32 protein-coding genes are annotated in these 15,478 nt (G+C 61.9%); 2 read left to right on the top strand and 30 right to left on the bottom strand.

Annotated features, from left to right (window positions below; translation table 11 throughout):
- Positions 1–55 precede the first annotated feature (55 nt).
- The 28 genes from DSM104440_RS01810 to DSM104440_RS01675 all read right to left on the bottom strand — a co-directional run bounded on the left by DSM104440_RS01810 (position 56) and on the right by DSM104440_RS01675 (position 13,018).
- Positions 56–553: a ClpX C4-type zinc finger protein gene (locus DSM104440_RS01810; RefSeq protein ID WP_171160243.1), complete on the bottom strand. Its 498-nt coding sequence runs from the start codon at positions 551–553 to the stop codon at positions 56–58.
- Positions 520–690 (bottom strand): hypothetical protein, encoded by a 171-nt coding sequence (locus tag DSM104440_RS01805; protein ID WP_171160241.1) that lies wholly within the window; start codon positions 688–690, stop codon positions 520–522. Before DSM104440_RS01805 ends, DSM104440_RS01810 begins: the two co-directional genes overlap by 34 nt.
- A gap of 84 nt (positions 691–774) precedes the next feature.
- Positions 775–1,149, bottom strand: coding sequence for a hypothetical protein (locus DSM104440_RS01800; protein ID WP_171160239.1), 375 nt, complete (start codon positions 1,147–1,149; stop codon positions 775–777).
- Positions 1,150–1,192: 43 nt separating this feature from the next.
- Entirely contained in the window at positions 1,193–1,861 is a 669-nt protein-coding gene (locus tag DSM104440_RS01795; protein ID WP_171160236.1) for a suppressor of fused domain protein, read from the bottom strand.
- Complete coding sequence (locus DSM104440_RS01790) at positions 1,858–2,343, bottom strand: methyltransferase family protein (protein WP_171160234.1); 486 nt, start codon at positions 2,341–2,343, stop codon at positions 1,858–1,860. The genes DSM104440_RS01795 and DSM104440_RS01790 overlap by 4 nt, the downstream gene beginning before the upstream one ends.
- Before the next feature lie 8 nt (positions 2,344–2,351).
- Positions 2,352–3,134, bottom strand: coding sequence for a DUF4349 domain-containing protein (locus DSM104440_RS01785; protein WP_171160232.1), 783 nt, complete (start codon positions 3,132–3,134; stop codon positions 2,352–2,354).
- An 18-nt stretch (positions 3,135–3,152) separates the two neighbouring features.
- Entirely contained in the window at positions 3,153–3,683 is a 531-nt protein-coding gene (locus tag DSM104440_RS01780; RefSeq protein WP_171160230.1) for an acyloxyacyl hydrolase, read from the bottom strand.
- 39 nt (positions 3,684–3,722) lie between these two features.
- On the bottom strand, positions 3,723–4,142 hold the full coding sequence (locus DSM104440_RS01775) for a hypothetical protein (RefSeq protein WP_171160229.1): 420 nt from the start codon (positions 4,140–4,142) through the stop codon (positions 3,723–3,725).
- A gap of 83 nt (positions 4,143–4,225) precedes the next feature.
- The gene (locus tag DSM104440_RS01770) at positions 4,226–4,555 is read right to left on the bottom strand and encodes an HIT family protein (RefSeq protein WP_246212075.1); all 330 of its coding nucleotides are present in this window, start codon (positions 4,553–4,555) and stop codon (positions 4,226–4,228) included.
- A gap of 63 nt (positions 4,556–4,618) precedes the next feature.
- The gene (locus DSM104440_RS01765; RefSeq protein WP_212758167.1) at positions 4,619–5,821 is read right to left on the bottom strand and encodes a dienelactone hydrolase family protein; all 1,203 of its coding nucleotides are present in this window, start codon (positions 5,819–5,821) and stop codon (positions 4,619–4,621) included.
- Positions 5,822–5,906: 85 nt separating this feature from the next.
- On the bottom strand, positions 5,907–6,176 hold the full coding sequence (locus DSM104440_RS01760; RefSeq protein WP_171160225.1) for a hypothetical protein: 270 nt from the start codon (positions 6,174–6,176) through the stop codon (positions 5,907–5,909).
- 30 nt (positions 6,177–6,206) lie between these two features.
- The gene (locus DSM104440_RS01755) at positions 6,207–6,569 is read right to left on the bottom strand and encodes a hypothetical protein (RefSeq protein ID WP_171160223.1); all 363 of its coding nucleotides are present in this window, start codon (positions 6,567–6,569) and stop codon (positions 6,207–6,209) included.
- A 1-nt stretch (position 6,570) separates the two neighbouring features.
- A complete protein-coding gene (locus DSM104440_RS01750) occupies positions 6,571–6,969 on the bottom strand; it encodes a GNAT family N-acetyltransferase (protein ID WP_171160221.1) in 399 nt (132 codons plus the stop codon).
- Between the two features lie 4 nt (positions 6,970–6,973).
- Positions 6,974–7,069 (bottom strand): DUF3303 domain-containing protein, encoded by a 96-nt coding sequence (locus tag DSM104440_RS19590; RefSeq protein WP_425509657.1) that lies wholly within the window; start codon positions 7,067–7,069, stop codon positions 6,974–6,976.
- Positions 7,070–7,142: 73 nt separating this feature from the next.
- Positions 7,143–7,349, bottom strand: a complete 207-nt coding sequence (locus tag DSM104440_RS01740; RefSeq protein ID WP_171160217.1) for a hypothetical protein — start codon at positions 7,347–7,349, stop codon at positions 7,143–7,145.
- On the bottom strand, positions 7,346–7,825 hold the full coding sequence (locus DSM104440_RS01735; protein ID WP_171160214.1) for a nuclear transport factor 2 family protein: 480 nt from the start codon (positions 7,823–7,825) through the stop codon (positions 7,346–7,348). Before DSM104440_RS01735 ends, DSM104440_RS01740 begins: the two co-directional genes overlap by 4 nt.
- Positions 7,826–7,877: 52 nt before the next feature.
- Positions 7,878–8,216 (bottom strand): hypothetical protein, encoded by a 339-nt coding sequence (locus DSM104440_RS01730; RefSeq protein ID WP_171160212.1) that lies wholly within the window; start codon positions 8,214–8,216, stop codon positions 7,878–7,880.
- 9 nt (positions 8,217–8,225) lie between these two features.
- Positions 8,226–9,206 carry an NAD(P)H-dependent flavin oxidoreductase gene (locus DSM104440_RS01725; RefSeq protein ID WP_171160209.1) on the bottom strand — a complete coding sequence of 327 codons (981 nt, stop codon included), beginning with the start codon at positions 9,204–9,206 and terminating at the stop codon, positions 8,226–8,228.
- Between the two features lie 18 nt (positions 9,207–9,224).
- A complete protein-coding gene (locus DSM104440_RS01720; RefSeq protein ID WP_246212074.1) occupies positions 9,225–9,551 on the bottom strand; it encodes a DUF2200 domain-containing protein in 327 nt (108 codons plus the stop codon).
- Between the two features lie 21 nt (positions 9,552–9,572).
- Positions 9,573–9,995, bottom strand: coding sequence for a GNAT family N-acetyltransferase (locus DSM104440_RS01715; RefSeq protein WP_171160205.1), 423 nt, complete (start codon positions 9,993–9,995; stop codon positions 9,573–9,575).
- Between the two features lie 8 nt (positions 9,996–10,003).
- Complete coding sequence (locus DSM104440_RS01710; RefSeq protein ID WP_171160203.1) at positions 10,004–10,201, bottom strand: hypothetical protein; 198 nt, start codon at positions 10,199–10,201, stop codon at positions 10,004–10,006.
- Between the two features lie 13 nt (positions 10,202–10,214).
- Positions 10,215–10,820: a hypothetical protein gene (locus tag DSM104440_RS01705; RefSeq protein ID WP_171160201.1), complete on the bottom strand. Its 606-nt coding sequence runs from the start codon at positions 10,818–10,820 to the stop codon at positions 10,215–10,217.
- 11 nt (positions 10,821–10,831) lie between these two features.
- On the bottom strand, positions 10,832–11,206 hold the full coding sequence (locus tag DSM104440_RS01700) for a nuclear transport factor 2 family protein (protein WP_171160199.1): 375 nt from the start codon (positions 11,204–11,206) through the stop codon (positions 10,832–10,834).
- Positions 11,199–11,624 (bottom strand): nuclear transport factor 2 family protein, encoded by a 426-nt coding sequence (locus DSM104440_RS01695; RefSeq protein ID WP_171160197.1) that lies wholly within the window; start codon positions 11,622–11,624, stop codon positions 11,199–11,201. The genes DSM104440_RS01700 and DSM104440_RS01695 overlap by 8 nt, the downstream gene beginning before the upstream one ends.
- On the bottom strand, positions 11,614–11,898 hold the full coding sequence (locus tag DSM104440_RS01690) for a DUF2277 domain-containing protein (RefSeq protein ID WP_171160194.1): 285 nt from the start codon (positions 11,896–11,898) through the stop codon (positions 11,614–11,616). The genes DSM104440_RS01695 and DSM104440_RS01690 overlap by 11 nt, the downstream gene beginning before the upstream one ends.
- 15 nt (positions 11,899–11,913) lie before the next feature.
- On the bottom strand, positions 11,914–12,108 hold the full coding sequence (locus DSM104440_RS01685; RefSeq protein ID WP_171160192.1) for a hypothetical protein: 195 nt from the start codon (positions 12,106–12,108) through the stop codon (positions 11,914–11,916).
- Complete coding sequence (locus DSM104440_RS01680; protein ID WP_171160190.1) at positions 12,105–12,500, bottom strand: HXXEE domain-containing protein; 396 nt, start codon at positions 12,498–12,500, stop codon at positions 12,105–12,107. The genes DSM104440_RS01685 and DSM104440_RS01680 overlap by 4 nt, the downstream gene beginning before the upstream one ends.
- Positions 12,497–13,018, bottom strand: coding sequence for a DUF7716 domain-containing protein (locus tag DSM104440_RS01675; protein ID WP_171160188.1), 522 nt, complete (start codon positions 13,016–13,018; stop codon positions 12,497–12,499). The genes DSM104440_RS01680 and DSM104440_RS01675 overlap by 4 nt, the downstream gene beginning before the upstream one ends.
- 181 nt (positions 13,019–13,199) lie before the next feature.
- Here DSM104440_RS01675 and DSM104440_RS01670 point away from each other — a divergent pair, with 181 nt between their 5' ends.
- Together DSM104440_RS01670 and DSM104440_RS01665 are read left to right on the top strand one after the other, a co-directional pair.
- Positions 13,200–13,541 (top strand): ArsR/SmtB family transcription factor, encoded by a 342-nt coding sequence (locus DSM104440_RS01670; RefSeq protein WP_171160186.1) that lies wholly within the window; start codon positions 13,200–13,202, stop codon positions 13,539–13,541.
- Complete coding sequence (locus DSM104440_RS01665; RefSeq protein ID WP_171160184.1) at positions 13,538–14,026, top strand: SRPBCC family protein; 489 nt, start codon at positions 13,538–13,540, stop codon at positions 14,024–14,026. Before DSM104440_RS01670 ends, DSM104440_RS01665 begins: the two co-directional genes overlap by 4 nt.
- 3 nt (positions 14,027–14,029) lie before the next feature.
- Here DSM104440_RS01665 and DSM104440_RS01660 read toward each other — a convergent pair whose 3' ends face one another.
- Positions 14,030–14,767: a nuclear transport factor 2 family protein gene (locus DSM104440_RS01660; protein WP_171160182.1), complete on the bottom strand. Its 738-nt coding sequence runs from the start codon at positions 14,765–14,767 to the stop codon at positions 14,030–14,032.
- 25 nt (positions 14,768–14,792) lie between these two features.
- Positions 14,793–15,428, bottom strand: a complete 636-nt coding sequence (locus tag DSM104440_RS01655; protein WP_246212073.1) for an alpha/beta hydrolase — start codon at positions 15,426–15,428, stop codon at positions 14,793–14,795.
- Positions 15,429–15,478: the final 50 nt, after the last annotated feature.

The raw sequence follows: 15,478 nt of genomic DNA, 5'->3' as shown, positions 1-15,478 counted from the left end.
ACGATGAGCGCTGGTATGAGGAGGGCACCGAACATGCGGAGGTTCATCCTGGCCATCAGCTCTCGGCGTCGCTATGCATGACCTCGTGAAACTCATCGACACAGTGGTTGCAGATTCGCACGGCATCACCGGCAATCGATTGATACTGGAGCGGGGTGCGTCCGCAGAATGAACACGAGTGCGCTTTGAGGTTCTCCGCCACCAATCGCGCCGCATCGTCCCGCGAGAAGGCGCTCGCGATCCATCTCCCGCTGATGCCGTGATACGAGCGCTCCACCTTCGCCTTCGCTTCGTCGGCCGAGCCGAAACCGGCGGCGACTCCGAGGACACTCCACTCGTCGTCGCAATGGAAAACCATGAATGTGGGTTCGTCGAGGTTCTGGCAGATCGCCAGCCTCGGGACTCGGCCAAGCCACTCGCCACCGACGTTGAGGGTGTGACGCTGCTCGAACGTCACCGAGTCATCGACCGTTGCGTATTCGATGACGTGCGCACAATCCAGCGCCGGGGGAGGCGCGACTAGCGCAATCGCGCTTGCGCCGTGTTTTGCCACTTTCCGACACAGATGACAACGAACCACGTCGCGACCACGCCCAGGTAGTAGCCGAGGAACGCGTCACGACCCATGGGATTCAGGAGAACCATGGGAACCACCGCAAGGAGCAGGGAGCACACGAGGAACTGCTTCATGACAATCTCCTTTCAATGCGACCGGTCTAGGGCCCGGGGAGGGCGAGCACCGCGATAAATAATACGTCCGAATCCACCTTCGCGTCAGCGCTCAAACGCGTGTGCGCGATCAATCGGAGCGCCGCAATACATGCACGCGCTTTGCCGGGAGTGGGTCGGCCGGTTGCAGGCCACGCACACGCCCACCTTGCCCGTGAGTCGACCATCGATCCGTCCGTCACGCGCATCAATTTCCGCGACCTTGGCCTGGATGTCCGCGTCGGTAAGCGACGTGTGCTGTCGAACGAGCTCCCACAACGCTTGCGACACCAGGGCAAGTCCATCGATCTTCGCTTCGAGGCGATGGACCTCCCGTTGTACCTTTTCGTGCGCATTGAGCGCGGTGTCTCGAGCGCTGCCTGCCGCCGCCGAGGCGGCCTCGATCTGCCCTTGTTGGAAGACATCCCAGAGATCGAACATGTTTGCTCCTTTGAAAGCTAGCGACCTGGTTCAGCAGAAGTCATCAAATGATCGACGCCCTGGACGGACTCGTTACGGGATACGCATCCGCCTCGGCAAGTATTTCGATCAATTTGTCCGAGCCATGTTCCTTGGCGAACTCCTGCTCCGCCTCGGTGATCCCCACGACCTGCAAGAGATCGACTCTCCCCGACTGAAGCTGAAACGATGAGGGGAAGTGTGTCGGCAGCCCGACGACCAGGTGTTGTAGCAGCGAGGGCCGTTCGAGCGTGATGGGACCGCGATAGGGAATTCGCTGCCAGTAGTCGAGCGGATTGGCGTCGCCGAAGCGTCTGTACGAGAGAAGGATGTTGAAGGCCAGCATGCGTTGGAGAAGAACGATTGCCCAATCGCCCTGCTCCGTGGATTCGAAGACCAGCTCCGTGCCAATGCCGGAGTACTCCGCTTCCGCATACGACTCAGGCTCCTGCCCCCAGGGAGTCGAAGTCCCCGACGTGACATACAACCAAGTCGGCCGCTCTTCCGTTGGCTCGAATTCAAAGACGCCGTGGAACAACCAACGCGGATCGATGGTCTCCTCGCCGATCACCTTCGCGAAGGTTTCCGCTTCCAGGACGAAGATGCCGCGCGACTTCGAGCCGAAGAGGCCGGGATACACGACGTCTTCCCGGTGTTCCCAGACGGCCTCGAGCGGATCAGTGCCTGCGGTCATGATCGCGTTGGCTCATCCGTAACACTCCGCAAGCCGATCCACCGCGGAACCCGCTTCACGTAGGTCTGCCAGCTCGCCCCATGCGTTTTCGCCAGCCACGGCTCCTCCCCATGGACGACGCGCAGGTGGAAAGCGAGGCCCACGCACAACCCATAGACGAGAAGCCCGACCGATTCGAACGCGGCGGCCCAGCCCACAAGGATGAGAAACACGCAGACGTACATCGGATTGCGGCTGAAGCGATACAAGCCGCCGACGACAAGGTGTTGTGGAGGGGACCACGGAGCCAGCGTCCCCTTGCCCTGTACGTAGAAATCGCGAACACACCAGAGCAGTCCTGCGACTCCAACGACCAGCACGACAAGAGCCCAGGAATTCTCGAGGTGAAGATGCCTGGCTTGCCACAACCAGATTGCGGGAACGGCAAACGCGACCATGCCCGGGAGGGCCACGAACGCGAACAGTGCGCGGGCGAAGAACATCTCACTCACTAGCTTCCGCGCTTGCGCCGGCGCCACAGTGCGCGAATTGCCCAGATCAGCAGGACGAAGACGATCGCCCAGGGGATCAGGTAGGCAATCGCCGTGATCGCGATGGAGAAAGCATGCAGGAGATTGCGTCCGAAGCCTGACAGCGCCTGCGTGATCGGCGCGAGAATCGATTGATCGCTGCGGCTGCTGATCGAGACGCTGAGGATCTCCGTCTCCACGCGTTGCTTGAGATGGGCCTGCTGTCCGGTGGTGGCTTCAAGTTCCGTTTGCACCTGCGCGAGCTCGCGATTCACCTTGATCAGCGCATCGACGTCGGTCGCCTTGATGCGAAGGGCTTCGAGCCTCGTCCGGTAGTCAGTCAGCAGCGCGAGTTTCTTCGTTGCGTCTTCGATCGGGCTCGCCAGATCTTCCGCGTTGGTGGTCTGGCTCGTGACCTGGCCCTGCTTGCCCAGGGCCGCCATGACCTTCTGGATTCCAGCGGGCTTGGCGCGGAGCTTCAACGAGGCCGACGCGAACCGGCCCGTGCTGATTCGCGACTCGAGCACCGTGCACAGGTCCGCACTGGCTTCGCGACACGCCGCCTGCCCCGCCTCGTGCGCAGCGCCGATCTTGTCTTCGTCGGTTTCGATCTGGATGCTGTGTTGGTAGGCGAGGGAGCGCTTCGCGGCGCTGGGCGCTGCCATGCTCGCGAGTGGCGCGGCCGCACTCCTCTCGCCCTTCTCGCTCTCACTGCAGCCTGCGACGACCAGCAACGCCAACAACGTAGTCAGTACGCGTGTCATGGGTGGTGGCTCTCTGCGTCAGAAGCGGTAGGTGAGCTCGATCATGTGAAGATCGGCCCCGGTGGTGTGGGGTCCGTGAAGCCCTGCGTCCGAATAGTGCATGAATCGGTAGCCCACTCCCACGCGATCGTAGAGGGGCGCACTCACGCCAAAAGTCAGCGCGAATTGGAAGGGGCGGCCGAAATCCTGCGTCCCGAATTGATGCCGGCTGAGTAGCGCGGCCCCGGCGCCGAGATCGAGCGTGAAGCGACCATCTTCGGTTCCAAAAGCAAGAACCGGAATGAGGGACACGGTGAGCGCGGTTTCACCCGCTCCCCGCAACGCACCGGCACTGGCCATCAGCCGGGTGCCCACTCCCCAGCCCTCCTCGTTGTATCGCTCCCATCGGAGCTTGAAGGTCGCCGATGCGTCGTACGCCTGGAATTCTTCGGGGGCCACGTCTCCGAGAACAGTGGCGCCGGAAACCTGGGCTCGCACGCCGACGTTCAGCAGGCGAAGATCTTCGGCGCCGCAAGGCCAAGGGAAGAGGCAGTGCGCGGCCGCGAGCAAACCGGGAACCGCCCTCAACATTGCATCCGACTCAGAGCCTCACTCCACCAAGCCCTGGATCCGATCGTCGAAGCTGACCGCGTTGATCTGCCAGGAGTCACGAGGCTTGTAGAGGATGAAGTGCCACCTCAACAGGTGCTTCTCGTATTTCTCGATGTACACGAAATACGCCACTGAATCCGCTCCCGTCTTCTGGGACACGAACCGCGCCTCGAGGACCTTCCCGAATCGTGATGCAGCCAGCGGACGCTGGTCGATGATCTTCGCAGTCAGGACTTCTACCTCGGCCTCGGGCATGGCGGCCCAATAGGGCTTTAATTTCGCGAAGGCGCCGCGAATGTCGTCCTTCACCACGTTCGTCATCACGTCATCCAGGAATTTCCGGGCCTCGGAGAGATCCTTGAACTCCGCACCGAACGCGATAGACGGCAGGAACAAGCAGATCAGCAGTGCGCGCACATTCCCTCCTGAGATGGTTGGCGACTCTGAATGGAATTATCCCACCTCCGAATAGCGAAGCGTACGAGGCTATTGCAGCGCCCTCAGGCGGGACGACTACCTGCCAACACGCACCGCACGCCACCTTTCGGATCGGGCACGTCGCCCGTGTAGCGGGGAATCAGGTGCACATGCACGTGCATTCGCGACTGTCCCGCGGCCTGTCCGATGTTGACCCCGATATTGAATCCGTCGGGGGAGTGCTCGGCTGCCGCGAGCCCATGAGCCTTGCGGAGAAGCTCGAGGACCGCGACCTGCTCCTCGTGCGTCATGTCGAAGAAGTCGACGACGTGGCGCTTCGGGATCACGAGCACGTGGCCTCGACTCATCGGATGGTTGTCCGTGCGCATGTAGGCCAGGGCGTTCTCGGACAAGACGGATTGAGGGACACAGAGCTCGCACTTCCCAGGCTGTTCCATCGACGCCCTTTCACGGAACTACAGGTTGCCGAATCCTTCGGTGATGTCGAAGCACACCGTCTTTTTCTCACCGGCCTCTGTTTCGATCACGATCTCCTCGAAGCTGCGCCCGCCCTTGGTTGCAACAGAGTTGTCGCGAAATTTGTAGCCGGGGTAGCGAGTCTTGAGATAGGCCATTTCGCTCGCGACGATGTCGCGTGAGCCCTTCGATCCGCGAATGACGACCGCACGCTCGCATCCGTTCCCATCGCCGCCAACAAACTCGACGCCCTTCGGCGCGGCAGTCGGAGGCTGAGGTTGTCCGCCGAAGAACACCTCGCGCGCAAATGCCTGCGCATCCTTACGCGATTGCCGGAATGCCGCTTCATTTCGCCCGGCATGCACTCCCCGCTTCATGCAGCCCTGGAAGAATTCGGTGAGCTTCGCCGGATCGACTGTCTCGCCGGTGCGCTCGGCCGTAATCTTCCAGGGCTCGATGTCCCATCGCAATACGCCGCAGGGAACTCCCGAAGTTGCGTTGGGAAGGAAGAAGACCTCGTACATGCCGTCCCACGAGTGATGCGCGCCCGCGTACTTGATGGAGCGAATGGGAGCCCCGACATCGGCGTAACGCTTGGCCAGGCGTTCGCAGGGCTCGGCGGTGGTGTAATCGTCTTCTGCGCCAACGAGATTGAGCATCGGCGTTTTCGTGACCTGCGGCGACCAATAGATCTGGTTGCAGCCTGCATACATCGGGATGTGGAGCGCAAAGCGCAGGTCACTCTTGACGACTGCGCGGCGCAGGGGCTCGATCGCGGCTTGAAAGGCCACGCTTCCCCCGCGTGAGAATCCCATGATGCCGATCCTGGATGCGTCGATGCGCGGGTGCCTCGCCAGCAGCATGAGAGCCTGGAACGCGTCCATGAGGTCGGCCGAATAGGGCACGAGCGCCTGGTTCTCCGCCGTTCGCGTGACACCTCGCGATTCGAAGACATGGACGACGAAAGTCGCGACACCCATTTCATTGAAGGCGTCCACCCACTGCGACATGCCGCGCTCGACGCCGCCGCTGTTATGCATCAGCACGATCGCCGGGACCTTGTCGGAGGCAACCTTCGGGAGGGTCAGGTGGCCCCAGCTGGATTGCTCCGTCCAGTTCGCGCGACGTTCCCGTGCGAGATCGAACATGGTCTTCGGCGTAAAGCTGGCGAAGTCGATTCGGCCCTGCGTGTCGGGCTTCAACTCTTGCGCTGACCCTGCCAGTGAGATGGTTGCGGCGAGCAGCAGGAGGAGACGTCGGATCATCGATGCCTCAGCGAGGCACATCCTACTGATTGTCATTGCCCGGCAGCCTTCCCGTGGCGAGAAAGTCCAACTCGTCGTCGGTAGGTGGCAATTGCGAAACGATCCACCGTGCTCGATGGGCCAGGCGATTCTCGACGAGCACGCAGAACTCGGTCTCCCGCGCATTTTCGAGCGCTCTCGGCACCACCGTGGTTGGTACGCCCTCCCGGACCAACCAGTCCGACATGAGCTTGGCCGAACCGATGTCCGTGAATATGCGGAACAGCTCCCATCCAGCGGGGATGCGCATCAAGCTACTCTCCGAGAATATGTCGTCGCATCTTCATTCCGGACACGCAGAGTCCCAGAAGTGCTGGAGCTCTACCGTGGGGGGTACCCACTTCCTAAGGGCTACGTAGAACTCTACTTCGGACTTGGTCCGGATTGCCTCATCCGTGACGAGGAACATATCGTAGTCGTCGGACAGCTCCTCCCACCCGGGGCGGAGCTCCATGCGGCGGAAGTCATACCACCAGTACTCCCACATGGACCACCGCGAGTTCAGGTAGCGACGTTCTTCGCGCGGCACGGACGGATTGGGCACGGGCCGGATGCGCACAAAGCAACGCGTGCCGCCCTCGGCAAGAATGTCGGCGATGACGGTGTCGCCGGTATTGAGAAATCCCTCGATGCGTTTCGGCAGCACGTCAGATCTTCCGAACGCCTGGCCGCTCCATGGCGACTTCCGATTGGTTGAATCCCAGCTTCTGGTAAAACTCAGAAACTCCATTTCGACCCGCGCGAAGTACCCACGTGATTCGGGGGTCGTCTCCCATCGCGGCCCTCACCAGAGCCCGCCCGACGCCCTTGCGCCGATGTGATTCGGTCACCACCAGCATCGAAATGTATCCGTTCGACATTCCGTCGGTAATCGCGCGCACGAAGCCCAGTACCTCGGTTCCCTCCAAGGCGACAAGCGCGACCTGGGATCGCGCAAGGAGCTCGGAAAATCGACTCGCAACAGTATCTCGCTCGCCCCAGCCGTTCATCATGAGCAGCTGGCGCACAACCTCGACCTCGGCTACTTCGATTTCGCGAATCTGCATCGCATCACGTCTCCGCCTTCGGTGCCATTCGCTGCGTCGCTTCCTGGGAAGTCATGACGGGATGAACCTCGAAATCCACGAGGTCAGACCATTGGGCCATCCATTGCTCGAGCAAGGCGCGATCTCCGCACTCCATAACCTGGTAGCAGATCGCCATGCGTCAGTCGTCGAGCTCACTCATCGTCGTCGGTCCCAGCGATCGAGATCTCCAGTTCGCCCTCGCCATCCACGAAGATGCGGGAATGGTCGGTGAACTCGATCAGGATCTCGCCGGCGCGATGGCGGCGAACAACGGCAACGGTCTTGCCGCGCAGCAACTTGGTAGCCCGCCGCCCTTCTGCTGCCAGCTTCGCTGTCTTGCTCGGCGCCTCGCGCTTCACAGGCCAAGCTCGGACAAACCGGGGTGATCGTCCGGCCGCCGCCCCAACGGCCAACGGTACTTGCGCTCGCTCTCCTGGATCGGATGGTCATTGATGCTGGCGATGCGGCGGCGCATGAACCCGTGCTCGTCGAACTCCCAGTTCTCGTTCCCATAGGAGCGGAACCAGTGGCCCGAGTCGTCGTGCCATTCGTAGGCGAAGCGCACGGCAATCCGGTTGCCGTGAAATGCCCACAGCTCCTTGATCAACCGGTAGTCGAGTTCCTTGTTCCACTTGCGAGTGAGGAACTGGACGATGGCCTCGCGACCCGTCAGGAACTCCGCACGGTTACGCCACGTGCTGTCCGGCGTGTAGGCCAGGGACACTCGAACCGGGTCCCGCGTGTTCCAGCCGTCTTCGGCCATCCGAACCTTCTGCGCCGCGGTCGTGGCATCGAAGGGCGGAAGGGGTGGTCTCGGTCTCTCTTGCTCGCTCATCGCGCGCTCCTTGAATTCATGCGAACAAAGACTAGCACCGCCACGCCCGACGTCACTCCCCACTCTCCATTTCGATGACGGCGAGTTGGTGACGCTCGGGCTCAGTGGCCGACGTAACCAGGAATGCCACCTGCCCCACGAGGTCCTCCGCAGTCATCTCGTACTCGAGCGGCACCCGATCGAGCCCAATGCGGCAAACCGTAAACGGCGTGGCGATGGTCGTCGCGAGGGCCTGCTGCGTGGGGCTGCCGTCCGCGATATCCCTGGGGACGAACGAGAAACACTCCCCGACGCGAAGTGCCAGCGCTTTCCCCATGAAGAAGTCGGACGAAAACGCGAAGGCCGTCATGTCCTCGAGAATCTCCTTGGATGTGCGCGCAACATTGGCCATCGAACAACCCTAGCGGACAACGTGACGCGTGGACGAACCCAGGAGCTGGCATGCCTGGGCGACCATATCGTCGATGATCTTCGCGGCAGGCGGCGCGTCCTTGATGATTCCGGAGACCTCGCCCATGAGAACGCCGGAGTCTTCAGCGTCACCGGCCTTGAAGGCATTCCAGAAGCGCTCGTGCTCGACGTCGATCACCTTCTCGATCTCGCGCTCGCGCCCATGCCACTTGGAAACGAAGCGGTTCTTCAGGACGCGAATGACGAACTCCGGATTGGGCCAATAGCGCTTTCGGACGACGTCGACCGAGTTCGACTTCATCGTGGCGTCGCCGTCGGCGCGGATAATCGCGTCGCGAAATCCATCGGGCGCTTCCGACTCCTTGCTGGCGACGAAGCGCGTTCCGATCAGAACACCATCGGCGCCAAGCAGGAGCGCGGCAGCGAGTCCGCGACCATCCCCCACACCGCCGGCCGCGACGAGCACCGTATCCGGTGAGTGCTTCGCGAGATAGTCGGCCGCTTCGGGAACAAACGTGAACAGGCCCCGGTAGCCGCTGTGGCCGCCGGCTTCGCAACCTTCGGTGACGATGATGTCCGCGCCCGCATCGACGGCTTCGCGCAGGTACTTCATGCCCTGCACCTGGCAGATAAGGGGAACACGTTGCTTCTTGATGTGAGACGCATGCGGTTCGAGCTCGCCGAACGAGAGCATCAGCACCGCGGGACGTTTGGCCAGCACCTGATCGAGCAGCTTGGGATCCCGGGCCATCGACCACGTGATGAACCCGCAGCCGACTCGGGACGTTCCCGCGGCCGCGAATTGCGCCTCGAGCCAATCGGCGTCGCCATAACCACCGCCGATGATGCCGAGCCCACCTGCTTCGGACACGGCGGCAGCAAGCTTCCCGCCCGCCATGACACCCATCGGGGCCAGGAGAATGGGATGCGTGATCCCGAGTTTCTCAGTGAGCCTTGTCTTCAAATGCATTGCGTCTCCCCAGGCTGGTCAGCTCCGCAGGATCTTCTCCATTGTCTTTCCCTTCGCGAGCTCGTCAATAAGCTTGTCCAGGAACCGTATTCGCTGCATCAGTGGATCTTCCACTTCCTCCACGCGAACACCGCACACCACGCCCTTGATCAGGGAGACATTGGGGTTGATGGCCGGCGCCTGGGCAAAGAATGTTTCGAAGTCGCACTCCCGTTTGATTTGCTTCTCGAGTCCCGCCTGGGTGTAGCCCGTCAACCAGCGGATGACCTGGTCGACTTCTTCCTTCGTACGATTCTTGCGCTCCGCTTTCTTGATGTAGAGCGGATACACCTTGGAGAACGCCATGGAGAAGATTCGACTCATTCGCTAGGAGAGCCGCATCTCGAATGTGTGCGCGTCCTCGCCAATGACGACGAATCCGAGGCGCTCGTAGAGCCGCCGCGCGGGGTTCGCCTTCAATACGCTGAGCTTGAGTGTGGCCTGGGCCTGTTGCGCCTCGGCGATCAACTGTCCAACGAGCTGAGCGCCTAGCCCCTTGCCCTGCCTGGCCGTCTCGAGCTGGATCTGGAGAAGTTCCCAGTCCGAACCATTGCGCACGATCTTCACCAGTCCGATGATCTCGCCGCCGGAGAGAAGTACTTCGGCACTCTCGAAGTGAACCAGCACCCTCTGGAGTTGATCTTCATCGGAGATGGATACGCCGGCCACGACCAGATGGGGATTCATCGACTGGCGGCGGATCTCCATCAACCTCGGCACGTCCGCCTGCGTTGCCGGTCGGCGAGTCACGTCATCGCTCACTTGTCCGGCCCCTTCGTGGCATATCGATACAGACCGAGGACGAAGAAGATCAATCCAATTGGCGAAAGAAGGGTCAGCACCGCCGCGACCATGGGTGGAGAGCTGCGAATCACGCCCGGGATCGTTTGCGGAACCATCAGCAGCACAACGCCAATGCCGATCAGCACTATCGCGTTCAGTTGTCGCGGTGTCATTGCGCCTCCTCGGCTAGGACCGATGGGCGGCAAGCAGCTTCAGGAACTGCTCGCGGCTCAAACCAAAGTCGTTCGAACGCGGGAACATGACTGGCGCCATCGCGGTCCCGATGACGAAGCACGATAGTTCCGAGAACTTCATTGGCTCGAGGGGAAAGCGTTCGAACGAGTGGTTGATCAAGCGCGTGGCAGAGAGGTCTGCAAAGGCGTACACCGTGTACGAGTACCTTCCATCGCGCGACCTCGGGGTCAAGGTAACGCTGTTGGGCTTGTACGTGTATGACCTGAGGTCGATCCCGTTGTAGTACGGACCGTGCCCGCGGCTCGCCTCGGAGCGATCGGTGCTGTGATCCACCGTGCATCGGACCTGGAGGAGCATGTGTTCGAAATAGGTATGGAGGTTGGTCTCGCTGGAAATCTCGAATTGAATCACTTCGAACGTCCGCGCACCCGCCGGGGACATATCACCATAGAGCGTGCGACCGGACACATCTGCAATCCGCACATCCTCGGACTGGACCTCGAACCGGCCTGGCCCAAAGGGCAATGGGCTTACGCATCCTCCGAGAACCAAGCAGGCCGAGGCGGCGGCAAGCTGCGTGGCGTCAAGCTTCGGCATTCCCGCGGTCCCTATTTGGCAATCAGCGTGCCCTGGTGAAATACCATCCTCCACTCGGTGCCCTCACGTTTCCAGACGGAACTGCGCATCGATTCGCGCAATGGCTCGTTGGGGCCGCTGCCCGAGATCGCGACATAGGTGACGAGCGCCACGCCCTCCGCGATCTGGTGCAGTTTGAAGCTCGCGATTCCGCGTTGAACGGGCACCTCGCTGCTCATGGTCCCGATGATGCTGGACTTGTTGAACATGCGACCCGTCGAACCGATTTCCACGAAGTCGTCGCTCAGCAGCGCTGCGACTGCCGATGCTTCCCTTCTCCGGGTCGAGTCCAGCAAACGCGACTCCAGGTCGAAGAGGTGCTGTTCGAGCGTCCGCGGTTCATCCATGTGAGGCTTTGGCGCCGGCCCACTCGAGCGCCTCCTGCTCGTCATCGATGATGCGCATCTCGGTGGCCACGCCGTCGCGGAACGTAAAGATGGCCGCGTGGCGACCTACGCGAAAGTCCGTCTCGGTTTTCAACCTCACATGTATGTTCAGGAATACGATGACCTTGTCGCCGGCGACGACGAATCGATCCGGCTCGCAACTTCCTTCAGCCCACGTGCCGCGCGCCTTCGTCAGGTGCGCCTTCAATTCCACGAGTCCGTGGCATGTCGTGCCGTACTCCGGAGGTTCGATCCACGCGATCTGCGGGTCCAATATCTTGACGGCTGACTCGATATCATTCCGATTGATCGCTGCGTAGAGTTCCTTCAGCGCTTCTATCTCGGCTGCGCGAAGCGGTGCCATCTTGTCAGCTTTCATTCCCAGCGCGCGGGAACCGCAGCGCCGACCGCTCTCTGGCCTTCGCAGCCTCGACCTCGCGTGAGCGCGACTGCGCGTTCGTGACGAGCGAGGCGATCAGGACCTCGGCCGATGCCGAGATGTCCTCAACTGCGCGTTGGAACGCGGCGTCGTTCGCCTTGGACGGGTGCGTGAAGCCGCTCAGCTTTCGCACGAATTGCAGCGACGCGTCGCGAATCTCTTCCTTGGTGGCCGGCGGCTCGAAGTTGAACAGCGTCTTGATGTTGCGGCACATGGCGCCTCCGTTTCGCTAGGGTTGTGACGTGCGGCTCTCACGCCAAAGCATGACGGCGAGTCCCCCCGAGACAATGAATGCTATCCCGCTCGCCCACAGCGGAATGGCGATTCCATTGATCGAGACGTCCCACCCCAGGACGAGGCGGATCAACTGGACGACGGAGACCAGCGACAAGAGAGCTATCGACATCGCGGTGAATGGCTTCATTTCGGATTCTCCCTTCGCAATTGATACCCGAGGTAGACAGCCGACGCCAGCAGGAGGGGAGCGGTGGCAACTCCCGCTGTGTACCCGCCCTCGTGCACGGTCCATACGGGATGGACGATCCCGTTGATCACCTCGACGATCAGCCAGCCCCAGGCGAAATACGCCGCCGAGGGCCACCCGCGGCGCACCGGCCAAAGCAGGCACCAGAGCCCGAACGCGAACAGCAAGATGCTGAGTGCCACGAAGCTCCACTCGCGGTCCTGCGATACCAATCCCGTGAGGAATCGTGCAGGTGGAAATGACTCCCACAAGCGGCCGTAATACTCCTCCACCGTATGCACGGTTTGTGCCAGGAGCAGGACTCCGAATGCCCACGTGACCCGGGTCGTCATCGGCCGCCCGCCTCTCCAAAGGGGCACGGCTCCTTCTTGACCATTTCGAAGTGGTGAATGCGACAGAGGCTGCTGTGCGCAACCGCACCCCGAGGACAGCCCTGTTTGTGGCAGGGAACATCGGCGCGCTCCGCTCCGAGAAGATCGAAGAACTCCCGATCCAGGTTGCGCTTCCACTCGTCGGTGGTGGGAGGGTCCGAAGCCCCCGGATGGGGAAGCCAGGCGTCGAACCGCCAGTAGTAGAGAAATGCTTCCAGCAGGAGATCGTCGGATGGCGGGTCCTCGAACTGGACGGCGCCCTTGGCCGTATCTTCGATATCGCGCGTGTAGAGACCCTCCTGGGGGAAGCCGGCCTTGGCCGCGACCTCTTCGCTCTCGTCGCTGCCCGAAACGATCACGCACGGCGAATCCAATGCGGGAATCTCCGAGCACGGGAGGTACAGCCATCCCTCCTCGAGTCGCCGCTCCGCTGCTTCGCGCAACGCGACACGGACCGTAGTGATTCGGACAGCGGTCATATTTCCTTCCGCTCGATGGAGTTAGAGCGCACCGAAAATGCACCTCGTGCAAGAGTGTGCGCTCCGTGGGATCGCGTTGTCACCCCCAAGGACAACCAATACTTAGGTATTTACAAAAGTATTAAACGGCATTACGCTCCCTCCCTCGAATCGGATAACCCGAGCCTGGGAAGGTGTCGCAATGAATCAATCCGCAGCCGTTGATGCCGTTTTTCTCGCCTTGTCCAACCCGACCCGGCGGAAGGTCCTGGAGCGACTGTCGGTTGGACCCGCCACCGTCAGCGAGCTGGCGGCGCGGTTCGACATGCAGCTCCCGTCGTTCGTCCAGCACCTCTCGGTGCTCGAAGAGAGCCGGCTGGTGAGGTCGACGAAAGAGGGGCGAGTGCGAACGTATGAGATCGCACCCAAACGGTTGAAGGTCGCCGAAGACTGGCTGACCACACGCCGTCAGTCGTGGGAATCCCGACTGGACCGCTTCGACCAATACGTCAAACAACTCAAGGAAAAGGAGTCAGGATCATGAGCAAGCGATTCACGCCCAATCCGAAACTTGATTTCGTCATCGAACGGGTCATCGACGCGCCCACGCGGCTCGTCTGGGAAGCGTTGACGAAACCGGAGCATCTCAAGGAGTGGTACATGCCCAAGGCCTGGGGTCGCGTGGCGCGAGCCGAAATGGACTTGCGACCGGGCGGCATCTTCAGCATCGACATCGCAGGAGCAGACGGCCAGGAGTTTCCCAACCTCGGCTGCTTCCTGGAGGCGGTTCCGATGGAGCGGCTGGTCTGGACCTCCATGTTGTTCCCCGGCTATCGCCCGGCTGTCTTCGACGATATTCCGATCACCGCGATCGTGACGATGGAAGCCGTGGGAACGGGCACTCGCTACGTGTTCACGGCGCTGCACCGGGATGAAGCCGACCTCGAGAAAAACAAGGCGTCGGGTTGGCAGCAGGGAACCGAGATCGCCGTCGATCAATTCGTGGAGCACGTGATCGCGATGAAGTAGCGCTCATGGCTTGCTGCGAGTCCCGCGCCACAACTCCTTGTCGTTCCGGACGAGCGCTGCATGAGTTGGCTGTCCTTGTGCATCGAGCGTGAAACGCAATTTGCCAATGCCCTCGGCGCGCACAGCTTCTTCGGTCGGCGAGGCGAGAAAGATCTGCGTCTCGGCACCGCTTGGGAAGGTCGCCAGGAGAGCGCCGTCTTGCCACTTCAGAGTGAGCGATCGGCCCGGATCTATCGCGTACGTGCCGGCGTAGCGTGCATGAAGCGCAGCGTCGAGCAGCGGGCCTTGGTACATGGCAACCCCCTGACCCACGGCCAGGCGCCAGCCCCCGTCGCTGCCTCGGACATACACGCGCGTTTGCCGCAGCCAGGTCTCCTTCGCGCCCGCGGCATCAACAAGACGGACGCGGGACACGCGCACCGCCGTGTGCGGTTCGTTGCCGCCGTACACGGCGAGAGAGGACCCATGTTCCGTTCTCGCGTCTCGTTGTCCAGCCAGGGCGATGCCTCGCGCGGCCGTTGCGAGCCATGTTTCTCGCGAGTCGATTCGTCCATCAGACGAGTGAACCCACGTGAATGGCTCGGCCAGCAAGGGTTCCAGCGCGGAGGCGTCTCGAGCAGCGAGCCCCTTCTCGAGGCGCGACTCCAGGGCGGCGATCGCGGCGGCGACGTCGGCCGCCAGGAGGGACTGCGAAGTCAGAGAGAATGCCAGCGAGAGCAGGACAACGCGCAAGAGGCGCATACGATCTCCGGGGCGGGCTTGGTGTTCACTTCGTGTTGATCCACGCGACCAACTTTTCCACGACCTCCGCTTCCTGGCCGAGGTAACCGTGGTGCGAGAAGGCCTCGCACGGATCGCCGCGGCTTTCTCCGCCCTTCACCGCAATCAGCTCCTTGCGCTTCGTGCCCGTGAGCCGGCCCATCAACTGCGGCACGTCCGAGAACAGGCACGCGAAGCAGCCGTCCTGCTCGTGATGGACGACGAGCACCGGCACCTGGATCCGCTCGAGGGGCATCGCCGGCACGGGGCGTCCGCGCGGATCGGCCAGCACCGTGGACGTGAGCACGATTCCGTCCGGCGCATCCGCGCCCTGCAGTTCGGTCGCGAGGTATGCAGCCGACTGCGTCCCGCGGCTCGTTCCAATCAGCCACACCGGCGCTTTCGATTTCGCGCGCGCCCAAGCCAGGATCGCCTTCACGTCGGCGACATGTCCCGGCGTCTGGCGAAAGCCGTTGAGGAAGGGCGTCGACTGGCGATCCGAAGGCGCGTCTACAACGATGACCGCCACACCCTGGTCGACGAACTGCTGGCGAGTTCGAACGAGGAAGTTGCCTGCGCCCCATTTCATCGATCCCGCCGGCGTGAGCTGGAGCCCTCCGTGGCCGCCCGCGAAGAGAAGCAAGGTGGCCTTGGGTTGAGCGGGTGAAATGTAAAGGACGCGGTTCGTGACGC

The organism is Usitatibacter palustris, from assembly GCF_013003985.1.
GTDB classification, from domain to species: domain Bacteria; phylum Pseudomonadota; class Gammaproteobacteria; order Burkholderiales; family Usitatibacteraceae; genus Usitatibacter; species Usitatibacter palustris.
Note: the sequence above shows the minus strand (reverse complement) of the source record. Positions and strands in the feature narration are given on the sequence as shown.